This window comes from Aequorivita sp. IT1183 (assembly GCF_058068265.1).
The window spans coordinates 246,397-264,999 of the sequence record NZ_JBYRHS010000006.1; the positions used below are offsets into that span (position 1 = coordinate 246,397).

The 18,603-nt window shown below is 36.1% G+C and carries 22 protein-coding genes and 1 pseudogene; 14 read left to right on the top strand and 9 right to left on the bottom strand.

From position 1 onward, the window contains the following. Window positions 1-114 precede the first annotated feature (114 nt). Window positions 115-888, top strand: coding sequence for a diadenylate cyclase (locus AC3RVF_RS13850; protein WP_489691823.1), 774 nt, complete (start codon window positions 115-117; stop codon window positions 886-888). Between the two features lie 7 nt (window positions 889-895). On the opposite strand, the gene AC3RVF_RS13855 is transcribed toward AC3RVF_RS13850, so the two are convergent. From AC3RVF_RS13855 to truA, 4 genes are all read right to left on the bottom strand, one after another. Beyond that, entirely contained in the window at window positions 896-1,177 is a 282-nt protein-coding gene (locus tag AC3RVF_RS13855; protein WP_489691824.1) for a type II toxin-antitoxin system RelE/ParE family toxin, read from the bottom strand. Next, window positions 1,167-1,391: a hypothetical protein gene (locus tag AC3RVF_RS13860; protein WP_489691825.1), complete on the bottom strand. Its 225-nt coding sequence runs from the start codon at window positions 1,389-1,391 to the stop codon at window positions 1,167-1,169. The genes AC3RVF_RS13855 and AC3RVF_RS13860 overlap by 11 nt, the downstream gene beginning before the upstream one ends. A gap of 59 nt (window positions 1,392-1,450) precedes the next feature. Continuing rightward, window positions 1,451-3,217, bottom strand: coding sequence for an ABC transporter ATP-binding protein (locus tag AC3RVF_RS13865; protein ID WP_489693614.1), 1,767 nt, complete (start codon window positions 3,215-3,217; stop codon window positions 1,451-1,453). A 95-nt stretch (window positions 3,218-3,312) separates the two neighbouring features. Then, on the bottom strand, window positions 3,313-4,059 hold the full coding sequence (gene truA / locus AC3RVF_RS13870; protein WP_489691827.1) for a tRNA pseudouridine(38-40) synthase TruA: 747 nt from the start codon (window positions 4,057-4,059) through the stop codon (window positions 3,313-3,315). Window positions 4,060-4,162: 103 nt separating this feature from the next. Between truA and AC3RVF_RS13875 the strand changes: the two genes are divergently transcribed. Next, window positions 4,163-4,654 carry a metallophosphoesterase family protein gene (locus tag AC3RVF_RS13875; protein WP_489693615.1) on the top strand — a complete coding sequence of 164 codons (492 nt, stop codon included), beginning with the start codon at window positions 4,163-4,165 and terminating at the stop codon, window positions 4,652-4,654. A 176-nt stretch (window positions 4,655-4,830) separates the two neighbouring features. Here AC3RVF_RS13875 and AC3RVF_RS13880 read toward each other — a convergent pair whose 3' ends face one another. Beyond that, window positions 4,831-5,241: a DUF4293 domain-containing protein gene (locus AC3RVF_RS13880; protein WP_489691829.1), complete on the bottom strand. Its 411-nt coding sequence runs from the start codon at window positions 5,239-5,241 to the stop codon at window positions 4,831-4,833. Window positions 5,242-5,443: 202 nt separating this feature from the next. Here AC3RVF_RS13880 and rho point away from each other — a divergent pair, with 202 nt between their 5' ends. Continuing rightward, window positions 5,444-7,180, top strand: coding sequence for a transcription termination factor Rho (rho, locus tag AC3RVF_RS13885; RefSeq protein WP_489691830.1), 1,737 nt, complete (start codon window positions 5,444-5,446; stop codon window positions 7,178-7,180). Window positions 7,181-7,444: 264 nt separating this feature from the next. On the opposite strand, the gene AC3RVF_RS13890 is transcribed toward rho, so the two are convergent. Then, on the bottom strand, window positions 7,445-8,290 hold the full coding sequence (locus tag AC3RVF_RS13890) for a T9SS type A sorting domain-containing protein (protein WP_489691831.1): 846 nt from the start codon (window positions 8,288-8,290) through the stop codon (window positions 7,445-7,447). A 241-nt stretch (window positions 8,291-8,531) separates the two neighbouring features. Between AC3RVF_RS13890 and AC3RVF_RS13895 the strand changes: the two genes are divergently transcribed. Next, the gene (locus AC3RVF_RS13895; protein ID WP_489693616.1) at window positions 8,532-10,265 is read left to right on the top strand and encodes a M14 family metallopeptidase; all 1,734 of its coding nucleotides are present in this window, start codon (window positions 8,532-8,534) and stop codon (window positions 10,263-10,265) included. Here AC3RVF_RS13895 and AC3RVF_RS13900 read toward each other — a convergent pair. Continuing rightward, the gene (locus AC3RVF_RS13900; RefSeq protein ID WP_489691833.1) at window positions 10,227-10,856 is read right to left on the bottom strand and encodes an NUDIX hydrolase; all 630 of its coding nucleotides are present in this window, start codon (window positions 10,854-10,856) and stop codon (window positions 10,227-10,229) included. The genes AC3RVF_RS13895 and AC3RVF_RS13900 overlap by 39 nt on opposite strands. Before the next feature lie 7 nt (window positions 10,857-10,863). Between AC3RVF_RS13900 and pyrE the strand changes: the two genes are divergently transcribed. After that, complete coding sequence (gene pyrE, locus AC3RVF_RS13905; protein WP_489691834.1) at window positions 10,864-11,505, top strand: orotate phosphoribosyltransferase; 642 nt, start codon at window positions 10,864-10,866, stop codon at window positions 11,503-11,505. 89 nt (window positions 11,506-11,594) lie between these two features. Beyond that, window positions 11,595-11,987, top strand: a complete 393-nt coding sequence (locus AC3RVF_RS13910) for an SRPBCC family protein (RefSeq protein ID WP_489691835.1) — start codon at window positions 11,595-11,597, stop codon at window positions 11,985-11,987. 56 nt (window positions 11,988-12,043) lie between these two features. Here the strand turns inward: AC3RVF_RS13910 and AC3RVF_RS13915 are convergent, their stop codons facing one another. After that, complete coding sequence (locus tag AC3RVF_RS13915) at window positions 12,044-12,775, bottom strand: biotin--[acetyl-CoA-carboxylase] ligase (protein WP_489693617.1); 732 nt, start codon at window positions 12,773-12,775, stop codon at window positions 12,044-12,046. Between the two features lie 90 nt (window positions 12,776-12,865). Between AC3RVF_RS13915 and rsfS the strand changes: the two genes are divergently transcribed. The 6 genes from rsfS to AC3RVF_RS13945 all read left to right on the top strand — a co-directional run bounded on the left by rsfS (window position 12,866) and on the right by AC3RVF_RS13945 (window position 17,679). Then, on the top strand, window positions 12,866-13,237 hold the full coding sequence (gene rsfS / locus AC3RVF_RS13920; RefSeq protein ID WP_489691837.1) for a ribosome silencing factor: 372 nt from the start codon (window positions 12,866-12,868) through the stop codon (window positions 13,235-13,237). A 16-nt stretch (window positions 13,238-13,253) separates the two neighbouring features. Continuing rightward, complete coding sequence (ftsH, locus tag AC3RVF_RS13925; RefSeq protein ID WP_489691838.1) at window positions 13,254-15,209, top strand: ATP-dependent zinc metalloprotease FtsH; 1,956 nt, start codon at window positions 13,254-13,256, stop codon at window positions 15,207-15,209. Between the two features lie 114 nt (window positions 15,210-15,323). Beyond that, window positions 15,324-15,938 carry an LUD domain-containing protein gene (locus tag AC3RVF_RS13930; protein WP_489691839.1) on the top strand — a complete coding sequence of 205 codons (615 nt, stop codon included), beginning with the start codon at window positions 15,324-15,326 and terminating at the stop codon, window positions 15,936-15,938. 1 nt (window position 15,939) lies between these two features. Next, complete coding sequence (locus tag AC3RVF_RS13935) at window positions 15,940-16,773, top strand: phosphatidate cytidylyltransferase (RefSeq protein WP_489691840.1); 834 nt, start codon at window positions 15,940-15,942, stop codon at window positions 16,771-16,773. Beyond that, window positions 16,763-17,413 carry a phosphatidylserine decarboxylase family protein gene (locus tag AC3RVF_RS13940; protein WP_489691841.1) on the top strand — a complete coding sequence of 217 codons (651 nt, stop codon included), beginning with the start codon at window positions 16,763-16,765 and terminating at the stop codon, window positions 17,411-17,413. Before AC3RVF_RS13935 ends, AC3RVF_RS13940 begins: the two co-directional genes overlap by 11 nt. Next, window positions 17,413-17,679, top strand: a complete 267-nt coding sequence (locus AC3RVF_RS13945) for an acyl-CoA-binding protein (RefSeq protein WP_489691842.1) — start codon at window positions 17,413-17,415, stop codon at window positions 17,677-17,679. The genes AC3RVF_RS13940 and AC3RVF_RS13945 overlap by 1 nt, the downstream gene beginning before the upstream one ends. A 1-nt stretch (window position 17,680) precedes the next feature. Here AC3RVF_RS13945 and AC3RVF_RS13950 read toward each other — a convergent pair whose 3' ends face one another. After that, window positions 17,681-17,923: a hypothetical protein gene (locus tag AC3RVF_RS13950; protein ID WP_489693618.1), complete on the bottom strand. Its 243-nt coding sequence runs from the start codon at window positions 17,921-17,923 to the stop codon at window positions 17,681-17,683. A gap of 174 nt (window positions 17,924-18,097) precedes the next feature. Here AC3RVF_RS13950 and AC3RVF_RS13955 point away from each other — a divergent pair, with 174 nt between their 5' ends. Both AC3RVF_RS13955 and AC3RVF_RS13960 read left to right on the top strand, forming a co-directional pair. Continuing rightward, window positions 18,098-18,340, top strand: a complete 243-nt coding sequence (locus AC3RVF_RS13955; RefSeq protein WP_489691844.1) for an addiction module protein — start codon at window positions 18,098-18,100, stop codon at window positions 18,338-18,340. Continuing rightward, window positions 18,330-18,590, top strand: a pseudogene (locus AC3RVF_RS13960) (type II toxin-antitoxin system RelE/ParE family toxin); the annotation flags it as partial. The gene AC3RVF_RS13955 and the pseudogene AC3RVF_RS13960, both read left to right, overlap by 11 nt. Between the last annotated feature and the right edge of the window lie 13 nt (window positions 18,591-18,603).

Consider the following 18,603-nt stretch of genomic DNA (forward strand, 5'->3'; position numbering starts at 1 on the left):
AGTCCATAATATAGTTTTCATAATAATCGCAGCAAATAGTATAAGAAAAAACAATACCGACAACAGTTTCAATAGAATCATTTTTTAATTTACTTTTACAAAAAACACACCTCCTTGGATTTTCTCGACATTCGAATTATTGATATTGTAGACATTGTGCTGGTAGCATTCCTGCTTTACTATCTCTATAATTTGGTAAAAGGCACAGTGGCCATCAATATTTTGGTCGGAATAATTATTGTTTACACCTTTTACGTTTTTACGCAATTGTTAGAAATGGAACTTTTAAGTAAGATTCTCGGTGGCTTTTTGGGCGTTGGAATGTTTGCCTTGGTAGTTGTTTTTCAACCTGAAATTAGGAAATTCCTTTTAATGTTGGGCTCCACGAATTTCAATGCGCGACGCAGATTTTTAAAGCAGTTTAAATTTTCCGGAAATGATAAAACTCTTCAAATAAATGTAGACGGAATAATAGCTGCTTGTAAAAGAATGTCTAGCACAAATACCGGCGCACTTATCGTTCTGCAACGCAATAATAGCCTTGATTTTGTGAAAACTACGGGAGATGAAATGAATCTTGAAGTTAATCAACCTATTATTGAAAGTGTCTTCTTTAAAAATAGTCCGTTGCACGATGGCGCAATGATTATTGAAGAAAATAGAATTACAGCAACACGCGTTATTTTACCAGTTTCAAACGACAAAAAGATACCATTACGGTTCGGACTTAGGCACCGTGCAGCCGTTGGAATTACAGAAAAAACAGATGCGGTTTGTTTGGTAGTTTCAGAAGAAAACGGCCAGATTTCTTATCTAAAAGATGGCGATTTTGTGCTTTACGATAATATTGAAGAGCTAACGAAAATTCTGAAAAAGGATTTAAGTTAAATCACACCTACAGGCCATCTCGATATTTTATCAAGCCAAATACCTCAATTATTTCATCATTCGGCTTAACGAGATAAATAATTGTATATCCCTTAAAAATCAAATCTCGAATATTTTCATTTTCAAAATGTATTGAGCGTCTATTCTTAAAAGGATATTTTTTTAAATCTTTAAGCAAGACAATCACGTCTTTTTTAAACTTTCTGGCTGCTCTAGGTTTATCTCTGGCTATAAAAGCTACTTGCTCGTTCAAATCAAAATTAAAGCTTTCAAGAACCTTAATTTTCATATTTTAAAATGGTTTTTTCTAAATTGGCATCTAATTCTTCTAAGGAAATAAATTTAGCATCTTTTGAATTTAGCTCATCAAATCTATTTCTCAACCTCTGAATATCTTCTGTTTCTTCAACAACAATCTGTAAATCTTCAGACTTAAATTGCTTTAATATCTCCAAAATTTGGCCTAGAATTTCTTTATTTACTTTAAGCTTTAATGTTTCCATAACGAAAGTTATTTATCAAATGTAGGGAAAATACCGTATTAAAAGATGATTTAGACTTTTCAAATTGTCTCTTCTGCCATAAACTGAACTTCATAAAGATTTCTATAAAACCCATTTTCAAGTTTTAGCAATTCTTTATGCGTGCCTTCTTCCATAATTCTTCCAGCATCCATCACAATAATTTTATCAGCTTTTTTAATAGTTGCCAAACGGTGGGCAATTACAATTGAAGTACGACCTTTTGTGATTTTGTCTGTCGCGGTCTGTATTAATTCTTCTGAATATGTATCTACGGAAGACGTAGCTTCATCTAAAATTAAAATACTAGGTTTACTAACATAGGCACGCAAAAATGAAACTAGCTGTCGCTGCCCAGAAGAAAGCATACTTCCGCGTTCCTTCACATTATAATGATAGCCTCCGGGGAGTGATTCAATAAATTTATCGACGCCTATTTCTTTTGCTGCCGCAACCACCTCTTCTTCAGTAATATCTGGATTTCCGAGTGTAATATTATTCAAGATAGTATCGGCAAATAGAAATACATCTTGTAACACGACTGCTATTTGATTTCGAAGTGATGCCAGTTTATAATCCTTTATAGAAATATCGTCAATCGTGATTTCGCCGCTGTTAATTTCGTAAAAACGATTTAGTAGATTGATAATTGTACTTTTTCCGGCACCCGTAGCGCCAACAATAGCAACGGTTTCACCTGGATTTGCTCTAAAGGAAATTTCTTTAATTACTTCTTCGTCTTCATTATAACCAAAAGAGACATTTTTAAATTCAATTTCACCCTTAGTACTTTTATACTCTACCGTACCCGTATCTGCTATATGCGATTTGGTATCGAGAATTCCAAACACACGATTGGCAGCAACCATACCCATTTGCAGTGTATTGAACTTATCTGCAATCTGACGAAGTGGTCTGAAAAGCATTTCGGAATATTGAATAAATGCAACAACAAGACCTAAAGTTACCGCTCCCCCGCTAATTACATTTAAACCACCGTACCAAACTACCAAACCAGTAGCCACAGCACCCGCCGTTTCTGCAATAGGAAAGAATATAGAGTTATACCAAACTGTCTTTATCCAAGCTTTTCTGTGACTCTTATTTATTTCCTGAAAACGCTCGTATTCGGTTTTTTCGCGAGTGAATATTTGCACTATTTTCATTCCAGTAATACGTTCCTGCACAAACGTATTTAAGTTGGCTAATTGGTTACGCACGTCTTCAAAAGCCACTTTCATTGCTTTTTGAAATACGCGAGTTGCATACAAAATGAACGGCAAAACAATAAAAGCTATAAGCGACAACTTCCAACTTTGATAAAGCATAAAACCAGCGATAACAAGCATTTTTAGAAGATCACTAATTATCATAAATAAACCTTCACTAAAAATACTGGAAATAGTTTCTACATCATTTACGGCTCGGGTTGTCAATCTTCCGACGGCGCTTTTATCGAAATATTTCATTTTGAAACTCATCATCAATCGGAAGAGTTGTTGGCGCATATCTCGAATTACACTCTGACCTAAATAATTGGTGTAAAATATAAAGGCGAATTGAAAAATTACCTCTAAAAAAAGAACTACCACCATTAAGATGATATATTTCATAAACCCTTCCCCGTCTTTGGGAACCATAGAATTATCAATGGCTAATTCTAGTAAATAAGGACGCAACACCGCCAGCCCAGACATAATGACCGCGGCAAATGCTACAAAATAAAATATTAAGCTATACGGCTTGGTAAAAGCCAGTAAGCGCTTAAAAAGCTTAAAATCGAATGCGTTGCCTGTATTTTCTGACACTGTAATTTATTAATTCGTTAATTTGAAAATCGGGATTTGGAATTCGTTAATCAGATTTTTTCCCTTTCTCCTCGTTTGTCGTTCGTCTCTGTTTTTTATTTCAAAAATAGCTCTTTCGGATACGCCACTTTCGTTAAATACAACCCGTGGGCTGGAGCCGAAGCGCCCGCTTCTTCCCTACTTTTACTTTTTAATATAGCTTTAAAATCTTCCAAAGAAGTTTTTCCGAAACCCACATCCAATAGCGTTCCCACAATTGCACGTACCATGTTTCGCAAAAAACGATCTGCGGCGATTGTAAAAATAAGTCTATTATTTTTAGCTTCCCAATTCGCTTTTACAATTGTACAATTGTACGTTTTTACGTCGGTTTTAGAACGCGAAAAGCATTGAAAATCTCTATGCTGCAATAGCAATTCCGCAGCCTGATTCATCAAATCAACATTGGGTGCTTTTTTAATTTGAAACGCAAAATCCTGTAAAAAAGGATCTTTGCCAAGTGAAATTATATATTCGTATTCTCTTTCAATTGCATGAAAACGAGCGTGTGCGTCTTCCTTTACTTCCAAAATATTTACTATTGAAACATCTTTCGGTAGAAAGGAATTTATTCTAAAAATGAGTTTTTCAATATTTTTAATTGCATCAAAATCGAAATGCGCAAAAAGCTGTTTTGCATGCACTCCTGTATCTGTTCTTCCTGCTCCGGTGAGTTTTACCTTCTTCCGAAGCAATGTAGAAAACGTTTCCTCTAAAACCTGTTGTACGCTAATCTGCTTAGGTTGGCGCTGCCATCCAAAGTAATTTTTCCCGTTGTAGGCTATTTCAATAAAATATCGCAATTGGCTTTTTTTCAGAATCGACAAAATTACAATATACAGGCCAGCATTTATGTTATAACTTTGAAAAACTTAATACCTTCGCCAAACAACAATTCCTCCTACTTTGAAAAAGATTCTGCTCTTAAGTGATACCCACAGTTATATAGACGAAAAAATCCTGACCTACATAAAACAGGCCGATGAAGTGTGGCACGCTGGTGATATTGGCGATCTTGCAGTTACCGATGCCATCAAGAAATTAAAACCATTACGAGCCGTTTATGGCAATATTGACGGGACGGAAGCCCGAATGGAATTTCCGCTTAACAATCGATTTATGTGCGAAGGTGTTGATGTTTGGATAACCCACATTGGCGGTTATCCCGGAAAATACAACCCTACCCTAAGGCAGGAAATTTACTCCAATCCTCCTAAAATTTTTATCTGCGGCCATTCGCATATTTTAAAAGTAATGCCCGATAAAACCACAGGATTACTGCATATGAATCCCGGCGCCGTTGGCAAGCACGGATTTCAACAGGTGCGCACCATGCTTCGTTTTGAAATTGATGGTGAGAAAATCCAAAATTTAGAAGTAATTGAGTTTGCAAAATAAACTTGAGGAGGGTGACTTCGGCTCCGCTCAGAAACCGGTCATTGAGCGGAGCCGAAATGACCAACACCTATAACCTGGGTGTTTCTTTCTCGCTCAGGATTAATTCAGCAGAAGACAAAAAAAACCCCCAAAGGTGGCATCCTTTGAGGGTCTTGCACTAATATACTAAGATTGGTTTATCGTAAACGATCAACAGATTTTACAAGATCTTCATCCCTTTTAATAGCCTTATTGGCCAGCACTAAAAATACGATAGAAATGATAGGAAGAAGAACCCCAATACCCTTCTCTGAAACTAATGTTTCTCCGGATAAAGTGAGCGATCTGTAAACGAAAACTCCCAGTAATACAAAGTTTGATACTATATTTAAACGGTTAAACACAAATTGTGTCTGCCGCTTTTTGAAACTTAAAATTGAAATTATAGCCAATGCAATTGAAACGAATATCAATCCAGAAACCACAGGCTCACTGCGTTCTACAATAACAGAACCGTCTTCACCTAAAATTACAGGAAACCACATAAACAACGCTCCCATAATAATGGCAGATATTACTAAATATATGGTTTGAATACGTTGAATCATCTTGCAAAAAACTTGAATGCGCAGCAAAAATACAGTTTCTTTTTAAAAAAAATAACAGTACTTTTTAATTTATTATTGTATTATTGCAGTATCTATTCGTAACCAGCTCAATAAAGGTTACTTAGTCTTCGAAAAACTTTCAACGTACTTATCTTCTCAAAAGGAACACATTAGTATCAACTTTAACTACAGTATTTTATACATGTTTGAAATTTCAGATTTAAAAAACAAAAAGCTACCTGAACTTCAGGATATAGCAAAAGAACTCAATGTGCCGAAATATCGCACACAAAAAAAACTAGACTTGGTGTATCAAATTCTCGATTACCAAGCCGCCAATCCTACGGCGGTAAAAGCAGTTCTAAAAGCGGACGAACCTTCCCCAGAACCAAAAAAGGAGGAAAATACTCCAGCTGCTAGCGATAATCGCGACAAGGAACAAAAACCACGTCCGCAAAAAAACGACACTAGAAACAAAAAACCATTGCCAAAAAAGCAACATCACGACAAAAAAAGTGATGATGACAAAAAGAGCGATGACGACAATAAGGGTGATGACGATAAAAAAGTTGTAACCGATAAGCGTTCTAGCAATGATAAGAGCGATAAAGGCGACAAAAAGGAAAGCGACAGAAAACCACAACACCAAAAATCGAATCCCAACGCTAACGACAACAGACAGAAAAACCAGCGCAGCGATAATCCAAATTCTGATAATCGTCAAAAACACCCAAGCCACAGACAAAAGGACGGTAATGTGCAGGACAACAGAAGTAATGGCAACAAAGATTCACGCAATCGTTACCGAGAGCCAGATTATGAATTTGACGGTATAATTGAAAGTGAAGGTGTGCTAGATATAATGCAAGATGGCTACGGCTTTTTGCGCTCTAGCGATTATAACTATTTATCATCTCCTGATGATATTTACGTTTCACAATCACAAATACGCCTTTTCGGTCTAAAAACTGGAGATACAGTTTTAGGTGAAGTACGTCCGCCGAAAGAAGGAGAAAAATATTTCCCTTTAATTAAGGTGAATAAAATAAATGGCTTAAACCCTAATGTGGTCCGCGACCGTGTTTCTTTTGAGCATTTAACGCCACTTTTCCCACAAGAAAAATTCAACCTTGCAGATAAGCAAAGTACTATTTCAACCAGAATTATAGATCTTTTTGCTCCTATAGGAAAAGGACAACGTGGCATGATTGTGTCGCAACCAAAAACTGGTAAAACCATGTTGCTGAAAGATATTGCAAATGCAATTGCAGCAAACCATCCTGAGGTTTACCAAATTATACTTTTAATTGATGAACGCCCAGAAGAGGTAACTGATATGCAACGAAATGTTCGTGGCGAAGTAGTTGCTTCAACTTTTGATAAAGAGGCTACCGAGCACGTTCGTGTTGCAAACCTAGTTATTGACAAAGCAAAACGTTTGGTAGAATGTGGCCACGATGTTGTAATTCTTTTAGATTCTATTACGCGTTTGGCTAGAGCATATAACACCGTGCAGCCTGCCAGTGGTAAAATATTGAGTGGTGGTGTAGATGCAAACGCATTACACAAACCAAAACGTTTCTTTGGTGCTGCACGTAACATTGAAAATGGTGGATCGCTAAGTATCATCGCTACGGCTTTGACTGAAACAGGATCTAAAATGGACGAAGTTATTTTCGAAGAATTTAAAGGAACTGGTAACATGGAACTTCAATTGGATAGAAAAATTTCTAACCGAAGAATTTTCCCTGCAATCGACCTTACTTCTTCAAGTACACGTCGAGATGATTTATTGCTTGATGAAAACACAATTCAACGTATGTGGGTGTTACGCAAATACCTTGCAGATATGAATCCTGTAGAAGCAATGGAATTCATTAACGACCGTATTAAACAAACCAGAAACAACGAAGAGTTTTTGATTTCGATGAACGGATAACAACTAATTATACAATAGCTAAAAAGTCCCTCAAACACAGGTTTGAGGGACTTTTTTTATTACACAATACTTTGCTTGCCAACTTAGCATTTTATTGCTAATACAAGCTGAAACGAACCTGTAAGTTTAATATTAATCACATACTTAGCTTCATCAAGTAGCTATAAAACTATAACGCTTTCTTCTAGGTTTAGTGAACAAAAAAAAGCCTCAATCTTTCGATTGAGGCTTTTCTAAAAGTTATTTCCGTTTAGGAAAAAGCAATTACTGCTTAATAACTTTTTGAGTATAAGTTCCCATGTTAGTTTCAAGGTTAAGGAAGTAAACTCCTGGAGCAATTCCAGAAACATTCATTACACCATTTGAAAGAGTAACACCAGTTGTTTTACCAAGAATGCTTACTAAAGCAGAATTCTGAACTACAACATTTGAAGGAAGTCTTACATTCAATACATCAGTAGCAGGACTTGGGTATACAGAAACCATTTCGGCTAAGTTATCTCCAACAGAAAGAAGCTCGTCACCAAGAACGCTCATTACGTATTGATTGTCTGGGAAACCGATTGTAGTTGCAGTTGTAGGATCTAAAATACCACAATCTTCAGCTAATAAGTAACTATCATCATTTTCACCTGTAAGGTTAATTCCTGGGAAGTAAGTCTCGCCAGTGTTAACTCCACTGTCACCAGCATTTACTTCAAAAACAACTATAGATCCTGCAGGAATAGTAGCAACTAAAGGCTCAGTAACTACAGAAAGATCATCAGCAGAGCTACTAACGTGAGTAGTTCCTCCAATTAATGTTAATGTTGCAGTAGCTAAATCATCTGTATCAGCAGTGTAAATGTTTAAGTTGATTAATTTACCGTCGTCAGCAGTTCCCTGTCCGTATTGAACTTCAGAGATTACAAATTGACCTGTTACGCCAAAATCAGCAAGAACATAAGCTCTTAAAAAAGAGTTTTCACTGTAAGTTCCACCTGCTGAATCCCAACAAGCAACGCCACCGTCAGTAACGCTAGTTGGATCTGCAGATTGAGTAAGAAGAGTTTGAGATTGTGCTGCTAAAGTCAGCATCATTGCACTAAGCAATAAAGTAATTTTTTTCATTATACTATTTTTAAAATTATTAATAATTAACTCTGCCAAAGCTAAGAATTATATAGAAAGACAAAAAGCAATTGCAACCTCAATAAAACGAATGGGAAATTCAGTTTATATAACCCACTAGCGCCTATCTCTTTAGTGTAATCAATCATAAAAATTTTAACTTTTTTTTAGGGTTTTTTGATACGCCATTTTTCAAAAAAGTTCAGTTTAGACCATTATATTTGTCCAAATTCATCGAATTATGAAGCTTTTCTTACTGCTACTATGTTTAGGTTCTTTCGCTCCAATTCATTCACAAACACTTATTCCTTATGAAAAATCGCAAGGCACTGAAACGGAAACTTATGCGCAAATAATTGAATTCTATTCGACTTTATCGGAAAATTACCCTGCAATTTCTATATATGAAATAGGCGAAACCGATAGTGGTTTTCCGCTTCATTTGGTGGTTTTTAATCCGCAAAATTCAAATGCAAAGAAAACCAATAGCGCATTTCAAAAAAACGGCAAAAACGTATTACTTATAAATAACGGAATCCATCCTGGCGAACCCGATGGTATTGATGCCACAATGCTTTTATTTCGCGACTTTGCCGAAAACAAAATTCGCACCCCAAAAAACACAATCATTACTACAATACCTATATATAATATAGGAGGTGCGCTAAATAGAAATAGCACCACCCGCACCAATCAAGACGGCCCCGAGGAATACGGATTTCGCGGCAACGCACGAAATTATGATTTGAATCGTGATTTTATAAAAGCCGACACTAAAAACGCGAGAGCTTTTGCCGAAATATTCCACTGGTTAAATCCTGAGTTGTTTATTGACAATCACGTTAGCAATGGTGCTGATTACCAATACGCGCTTACCCATCTTTTTACACAACATAATAAATTAGGCGGTACTTTGGGAGACTATCTTCACAATTCATTGATGCCGCAATTGGAAGATTCGCTTCATCAAAAACAATGGGACATTACCCCATATGTAAATGTATTTAACCAAGTGCCAGATAATGGTTTCACGCAGTTTATGGATTCGCCGCGCTATTCAACAGGGTATACTACATTATTCAATACTTTGGGAATGATGGTGGAAACACATATGCTAAAAACCTATAAACAAAGGGTTGATGGAACTTACGAATTGATGAAATCTTTTATAAATATTGTAGATGTTGATGCCGAAAAAATTAAAACACTTCGGAAAAACTATTTCGAAAAATATAAAGTTGGAAACCACTACCCTATTTCTTGGCGAGTAGATTCGTTAAAAACAACTACACTTTCATTTAAAGGTTTTGAAGGAAAAATGGTGCCGAGCAACATCACGGGTGCAGAGCGATTAAAGTACTTCCGCGACAAGCCATTTACAAAAGACGTTACCTATTATAATCATTTTAAACCAGCAGATTCTGTAACAATTCCCTTTGCTTACGTTATTCCAAAAGGCTATTGGAATGTAATTGAATTACTAAAACTCAATAAAATTGAATTTTCAGAAATTAAAAACGACTCCACTATTTCTGCTCAAGTATATCGAATAAAAAATTACGAAACAGTAAAGAATGCATACGAAGGACATTATTTACATTATAAAACTGAAGTTGCAAAAAGAACAGAAAATGTGGTGCTACGAAAAGGCGATATATTAATAAAAACGCAGCAACCTGGCGTGCGTTACCTCTTGGAAACACTAGAACCATCGGCCCCGGACTCATTTTTTAATTGGAATTTTTTCGATGCAATTCTACAGCAAAAGGAAGGTTTTTCGCCCTACGTTTGGGAAGATATAGCTGAAAAGTTTTTAGCAGATAATCCGAAGATTAAAACAGCATTCGAAACTAAAAAAAGCAACGAACCCGATTTTGCGAAAAATTGGTATTTGCAATTAGACTGGATTCATAAACAATCACCCTATTATGAAAAATCACACCTCCGTTATCCTATCGTTCGGGTGGCTCGTTAGATATTCTTTCGGGAAAATTAGCTTTATATTCTCGTAGGAATCTTGCAATGCCTTTTGCGATTTTTCGAAGTTTTTCCACTTCACTTTTTTAATACCCTCTTGTGGCTCAGGAATCAACGGCCCTTCGTAATCGCTGAACATTTCGTACCAATAGGTTATCTTCAACCTAAACTTATCGTTGCGGGTAAAAACGTGATAGGTCGTCATTATAAACTCGCGGATTTCTAAATCTTGAACTCCAGTTTCTTCAATAACTTCGCGTTTTGCAGCTTCGCGATGGGTTTCGCCTTTTTCAATTTTTCCTTTCGGAAGGTCCCATTTTTTGTTTCGGCGGATAAAAAGAATTTCCTTTTTGCTGTTATAAACCAAACCACCTGCAGCCTCTACAACCTTTATCTTCTTCCGAAGAAAGCGTTCCAGTTTCTCTGCATTTTTGTGATATAAATTCACATATAGCAGCTCGCCGTTGTTTATTTTCTTCACCAATTTTTTAAAACGCGCTTGTTTTAAAGGAATGGTGGTGTAATGCTCCCCAATATTTTTTTCTGTTGACAGAATAATGGGGATATCTTTTACAAAAACTTTATACATTTGCACTATGATATTAAACAAAGAAACGGCCAAAAAAACCGCTGGATTATTATTGCAAATTAATGCAATTAAATTGCAACCACAAAACCCTTTTACTTGGGCTTCTGGATGGAAATCTCCAATTTACTGCGATAATCGAATCACACTTTCCTACCCTGACATACGAAATTACATCCGCGAAAACCTTGCAAAACAAATTGTAGAGCTTTACGGAAAGCCCGAAATGATTGCAGGTGTGGCTACTGGAGCAATTGGAATTGGCGTGTTAGTTGCCGATTATTTAAACGTTCCTTTTTGTTATGTTCGGCCCGAAGCAAAAGGCCACGGACGCCAAAATAAAATTGAAGGTTATTTAGCACCAAACACCAATGTTATTGTTGTGGAAGACTTGATAAGCACCGGAAAAAGCAGCTTAATGGCTGTTGAAGCACTAAAAGAAGCCAATGCCAATGTAAAAGGCATGTTAGCTATTTTTAGCTACGGTTTTAAAACTGCGGAAGACAATTTTAAAAATGCAGACGTTACTTTAAACACTTTAAGCAACTACCAAATGTTAGTTGAAGAAGCCGAAAATTCTAAATATATAAATGCCGAAGAGGCTAAGTTACTGGGAGAATGGCGCAATAGTCCTGAAACTTGGGGACAGTAATTCAAGATTTAAAGTTGAATGCTAAGTACCGCCGAAGTAATTTAGGGTTCCAAACAAAAAACAATAATAATTATTAAGAAATAGTTTAGATGAAATTAAACAGCAAAAAAGTAACCGTTCAAAAATCAGCTCCAGAACTTTGTGATTTTTTGACAGATGTTAAAAATTTTGAAAAACTAATGCCCGAGAACATTAGCAAATTTGAAGTGATACGAGACAACGCATTTGTTTTTGGCTTAAAAGGAATGCCCGAAATTGCATTGGAAGTTAAAGAAGTTGAAAAACCAAACAAAGTTGTTTTAGGTGCTATTAGCGATAAAATTCCTTTTACGTTGATTGCAAATATTACTGAAGTTTCTGAAAGCACTGCAACGGTTGAACTACTTTTTGAAGGTGAATTCAATACTATGATGGCTATGATGATAAAAGGGCCAATCACTAAATTTATTGACACGCTTGTCTCAAATATGGAGCAGGTTTAGCTTTAATTTCTCTTTATATTTAAACTTCGGTTTCTGAGCGGAGCCGAAGGATAGTTTCAATAAATTAGTTTCACTTCTTTTAGTTGAAATTTCTGTTCAGCATTATCTTCAGTTTCTACCAAAAGCTCCCCAATATCTGAAACACCTTTTATAATTCCGTTAAAATGTAAACCTTCGGGTGTTTCAAACACTGAAATGATATTTTTTCGGAATAAATCGTTTTCATATAGTTGCTTTATTTCAGAAAAATTGGCTTTAGAAAGATTTTCTAAATTACTGTATACAGCTTTCAAAATTGTATGTAATACTTCTTCTAATTGAAAAGTATCTCCAGATTCAAGCTTCATTGAACTTGCTTGCGACAGATTTGGAAAATCTGTTTCATTTACATTTATTCCAATTCCAATTATTGAATATTTCACATAACTGCCTTCCAGCACGTTTTCAATTAAAATACCGCCAATTTTCGTTTTGGCTGACAATATGTCGTTAGGCCATTTAATAGTAACATTCGGTACTTTTAACTTGGCAATTGAGTTGGCAATAGCCAAAGAAACAGCTGCCGAAATTATAAATTGATCTTCGGCAAATAGGCCTTCAAAAGCTTTAAACATGCTGAATGTTAGGCTCTGACCCTCTCGAGACAACCAACCATTACCCATTTGCCCACGACCCGAAAGTTGGTTTTCTGTCACGACTACGGTTTCATCCATTATGGACGTTTCTTTTGCCAACTGCTTTAAGTAAGTATTGGTAGAATCGATGGCATTAAGTTTGATTATATTCAAAAGGATAAATATGTTTAGTATTACGTCTTTAAAGGCGGTTCAAGAAACAAAAAAGTAATAACTTTGCGAAATAGAAAAGAAAAATAATTAATGCAGAAAAATCAAGCAGGAACAGATCAACTTATTGCCCAAATAATAAGAGGGATAGAAGATGTAAAAGGACAAGATATAGAAATACTTGACTTAAGAGATATAGAAAATACCGTTTGTGACTATTTTATAATCTGCAATGGTACCTCAAACACACAGGTAAACGCCATTGTAAATTCCGTTCAAAAATCAGTAAGCAAAGCTTTAAAAGAAAAACCGTGGCACGTTGAAGGCAGCGACAACTCGGAGTGGGTACTTATGGATTACGTACACGTAGTTGTACACGTTTTCCAAAAGCACATTCGCGAGTTTTATGATATTGAAGGACTTTGGGGCGATGCAAAATCGGTTAAAATAGAAACAACACTTTAAAAAACATACAAGCCTTATGGCCGAAGAAAAGAAAAGTAAAAAGAGCGATTCAAAGAAACCAAAACCTAATTATTATTGGATCTATGCAGCAATAATTCTGTTGTTTTTTGGAATCCAAATTTTTGGTGGTGGCAGTTGGTCGCAACCAGAAAAGACGAATCAAGCCCAATTTGAAGAATTTCTGAAAAATGGTGATGTTGAAAAGGTTGATTTAATAAATAAAAAGATTGCCAAGGTATATCTTACCACAGAGGCTAAGGCTAAAGAAGTTCATTCCAAAAAAGAAGAAACTCCGGCCTTTTTGGCTCCAGGCCCAAATGATCCTGATTATCAGTTTGAATTTGGAGATTTGCAAAATTTTGAAAATTCGTTTAAAACTATAAAAGCGGAGAATGGCCTAACCACGAAAATGGAATGGCATACAGACTCCAATGTTTGGGGCGATATACTAATGGGCATTTTACCATTTGTAATCATTATTGCCATTTGGATTTTCATTATGCGCCGAATGTCTTCGGGTGGCGGCGGTGGCGCTGGCGGTCAACTTTTCAATATTGGGAAGTCGAAAGCAAAATTATTTGATGAAAAGACTGACGTAAAAACCTCTTTTAAAGATGTTGCAGGTCTTGAAGGCGCAAAAGAAGAAGTACAAGAAATTGTAGATTTCCTAAAACAACCTGAAAAATACACTTCATTAGGTGGTAAAATTCCGAAAGGTGCATTGTTGGTAGGTCCTCCGGGAACTGGTAAAACATTGCTGGCAAAAGCCGTAGCCGGTGAAGCTAAAGTGCCTTTCTTTTCACTTTCTGGTTCAGATTTTGTTGAAATGTTTGTAGGTGTGGGCGCATCACGTGTTCGTGACTTATTTAAACAAGCGAAAGAAAAATCGCCAGCAATTATCTTTATTGACGAAATAGATGCCATTGGTCGTGCTCGTGGAAAAAACAATTTCTCCGGTAGTAACGATGAGCGTGAAAATACATTAAACCAATTATTGACAGAAATGGATGGTTTTGGCACCAATACAAATGTAATTGTATTGGCAGCTACAAACCGCGCCGATGTGTTGGACAAAGCTTTAATGCGTGCGGGACGTTTTGATAGACAGATTTATGTAGATCTTCCAGATGTTCGCGAACGTAAAGAAATATTTGAAGTTCACTTACGTCCCATTAAAAAGGATGACAACTTAGATACAGATTTTCTTTCAAAACAAACACCTGGTTTTTCTGGAGCAGATATTGCGAATGTTTGTAACGAAGCAGCTTTAATTGCCGCAAGAAACGGTAAAAAATCTGTGGGTAAACAAGACTTCCTAGATGCAGTTGACAGAATTGTAGGCGGACTTGAAAAGAAAAACAAAATAATGACAGTGGCCGAAAAACGCGCCATTGCATATCACGAAGCTGGTCACGCAACGGTAAGCTGGATGCTAGAGCACGCTGCTCCATTGGTAAAAGTAACTATCGTTCCTCGTGGGCAATCTTTGGGTGCAGCTTGGTATTTACCAGAAGAAAGACTTATTATTCACCCAGAACAGATGCTTGACGAAATGTGTGCAGCTCTTGGTGGTCGTGCTGCAGAAAAAGTTATTTTTAATAGAATTTCTACCGGTGCATTAAGCGATCTTGAAAAAGTAACCAAACAAGCCCGCGCTATGGTAACTATTTATGGCTTGAATGACAAAATAGGTAACCTAACTTATTACGATAGCAGCGGACAGAATGAGTATAATTTCTCTAAGCCTTACAGCGAGAAAACTGCAGAATTAATAGACAAAGAAATATCTGCACTAATAGAAGGTCAGTACCAACGTGCTGTACAACTTTTAGAAGACAACAAAGATAAATTGACCGAGTTGGCCAACGTGCTTCTTGAAAAAGAAGTAATATTCAAAGACAATCTTCAAAAAATATTTGGAGACCGTCCGTTCGATGTGCCAGAAGAAGTACCGAGAGTGGCAACAACTTAATTGTTGCCATTTTCAGTTTGCGGTCGAAACTTTACTTTGCAGGTGTTACTACTTCAATATAGATTTTATATATTTGAAGTATAACATGTATAAAAACTTCTCAATTCACTATAAATGAGTCTATTTAAAAGACTTTTAAATCCCAATTATAAGAAGTCGGAAGAGAAGGCTAAGAAAGCCGACAAAACCGACCAAAGTAGTTATTACCCAGAGCAAAAACTTCCGATCGACGAGAAATTCACTTTCAACTTCAAAAACAATGGAGGCAAGTTTATTTACTGTGAAAATTGGGAAGAAGTTACCGAAGCTTTTGATAATATATTGCTTGAAAACGATTGGTACGAACAAGATGTATTCTGTGTCAACGAACAGCTGTGTCAAAAATTTGATGGTTTCAACCTCAACTTTGGCAAGTCTGCAGAGTCTACATTTTTTCTATCTAGCTGCGAATCGCTAATTGCGAACAATGGCTCCATTTTACTTTCATCAAATCAAATAAAGGAGAAGAAGTTGAAAGAATTACCTTTCAACGTAATTATTTTTGCAACCACTAGTCAGTTTGTAGACACTATTAGTGAAGGATTGCGAACCATTAAAAACCAAAGTTCTAACTATATTCCTAGTAACATCACTACTATTCAAGACTTTGAAACTGAAAAAGAAAAGGATTTTATGAGTTATGGAAGTAGCACAAAAAACCTATATTTGTTGCTACTGGAAGACTTATAATATGAAGGAAATTCTCATACGGACCCTGTCGGGCGTATTATACATTTCGATCATCATTTTTGCAATGTTCACCTCGCGCGAGTGGTTTATGGGGCTTTTCTTTGTACTTGGAATTATCACCTTAAGCGAATTTTTAAAGCTTGTACATCTAACCAGTTATCTCGCGTACTTTCTACTTGCCGCGGGATTTTATTTTTTAAGTTATTCGGTTTTTTCAGACAATGCAATTTATCTACTCCTAATTTTAAGTGGTTTTGTAAATCTGTTTCTATTAAAGGACGTACTTTGGACAAGTAAAATACCAATGTTCGAAAAGAAAAAATACATAACTGTAATTTTCTACATCATTAGCGGCTTTGTGTTTCTTACGCTTATTCCTATAATGAATATAAACGGTAAATTTATGCCCGAAATAATCGTGGCAGTTTTTATACTAATTTGGAGTAATGATACTTTTGCTTTCCTTATTGGCAAGAACTTTGGAAAACATAAACTCTTAGAACGTATTTCACCAAAGAAAACTATTGAAGGTTTTGTAGGCGGTTTAATAGGGGCTCTTTTGGCAGGATTTATTATCTTTAAAGTATTGCAAATCAACTTCCAGTTCGAGGCTCAAAATTACCCGTTGTGGGTTTGGATAACGCTGGCAGTTATTGTAGCCGTTTTTGGCACAATTGGCGATTTAATCCAATCAAAGTTTAAAAGACAGGCAGGGGTAAAAGATAGCGGAATTATTATGCCCGGTCACGGCGGGTTGTACGATAGGCTTGACAGCATTATTTACGCCAGTCCATTTGTTTATGCATTTTTATTAATTGTTGACAATGTTTCATAAAGAAGGATTCAAAATTATTTTTATAGCGCTGGTAGTAGTTATCGGGCTAAGCCTTTTGGCAAATGTATTTGTTGAACACCCTACAATTCGTGGCGGAGTTATTATTTCCTTAATTATTCTTTTATTACTGGTTTTGCAGTTCTTTAGAAACCCAAAACGCAATTTTTTAATCCATCCAGACCAAGTGATTTCATCTGTTGATGGCAAGGTTGTGGTTATTGAAGAAGTATTTGAAAAGGAATATTTCAAAGATAAAAGAATGCAGGTTTCTGTATTTATGAGTCCAATAAATGTTCACATTACGCGCTATCCTGTAGCTGGAAAAATAGTTTATAGCAAGTACCACCCTGGAAAATATCTAGTGGCGTGGCACCCGAAGTCTTCCGAAGAAAATGAACGTACCACAGTTGTGGTAAAGAATGATGCGTTTGGCGAAATTTTATTCCGTCAGATTGCAGGCGCATTGGCCAAACGAATTGTAAATTATGCCGAAGTTGACCAAGAAGTAGATCAAGCGTCGGACAGTGGTTTTATAAAATTTGGATCGCGAGTAGATATTTTTCTTCCGCTAGACGCAAAAATAAAAGTAGTCCTAAACCAAAAAGTTAAAGGAGGAATCTCGATAATCGCTGAAAAATAATGACTTCTGAAGAGTTAGATATCACTTTTAAAAATGCTGTAAAAAGCATTAACGACCACAAGGACCCTTTTCCTGCTGATGTTTTGTTACGACTGTATGCGTATTACAAACGCGCTACAAATGAAGCCCACCAGCCCAGCGGCAGAAAACCGCACATTTCTGCATTTAAAACCAATGCGCTTTTCCAAACTCGTGGACTAACGACAGATGAGGCCAAAGAGCTTTATATTGAAGCTGTAAATCAATATTTTTTATACCGAAAATAAACTAGGCCTGCTGTGCCTTGTTGAATTTTATTTCGTAATCTTCGATTGCTTCTTTAATTTTCTCCACATTTTCTGAAGACTTTTGATGAGCTGCTTCCATAGCCTTTTCAAGGTCGGAATCCGGATGCTGAAAAAGGTCTGTGATTACGTGGTTAATTTTGTCGATAATACTTCTCTGACTGTTTTTAATGTCTTCCAATTTGTGAAGCATAGATTGCATTTCGTCATACTTTGATTGATCCATAATTATTTTATTTTCATACAAGTTACGAACAAGCACGCTTCTTTTAAAAATAATTAACCTTCATTTTGAGTAATTTAGGAGTTTTTAACTGAGATTAAATAAATATAATGCCTTAAATTAGCAAGCACAATAACAGGTGGAAAGATCGGTTACAACTAAATAAAATTGTGAATTATGGATATCGCGGCTAAAAAATATAAATTGATAGAACGCTTAATGACCGTAATGAGCCCCGAAAAATTACAAAAAGTTGATGATTTTCTAACAGCTGAAATATTCAACGAAGATGATTATATTGTTTCTGAAGCGCATAAAGAAATATTAGACGAGCGGCTTAAAAAGCACAACAATAATCCCCAAACTGGCAGATCAATTGAAGAAATAGAGACCGAACTTAGCCAAAAATATGGCTTATAAATTGATCGTAAAACCGGAAGCAGATTTCGAAATGTTCGAAGCTATAAATTGGTACGTGAACAAAGACATGAATCTAGGGTTACGGTTTGCCGCAGAATTAAAAAGCACACTTCACTACATTAAATTGCAGCCTGAGAACTTTCAAAAAAAATATCGAAATATCAGGATTTGCTTCACAAAAACATTTCCGTACGGGATACATTATATAATTGAAGAAAATGCCATATACGTATTGGCCATTCTTCACACCAGTAGAAATCCAA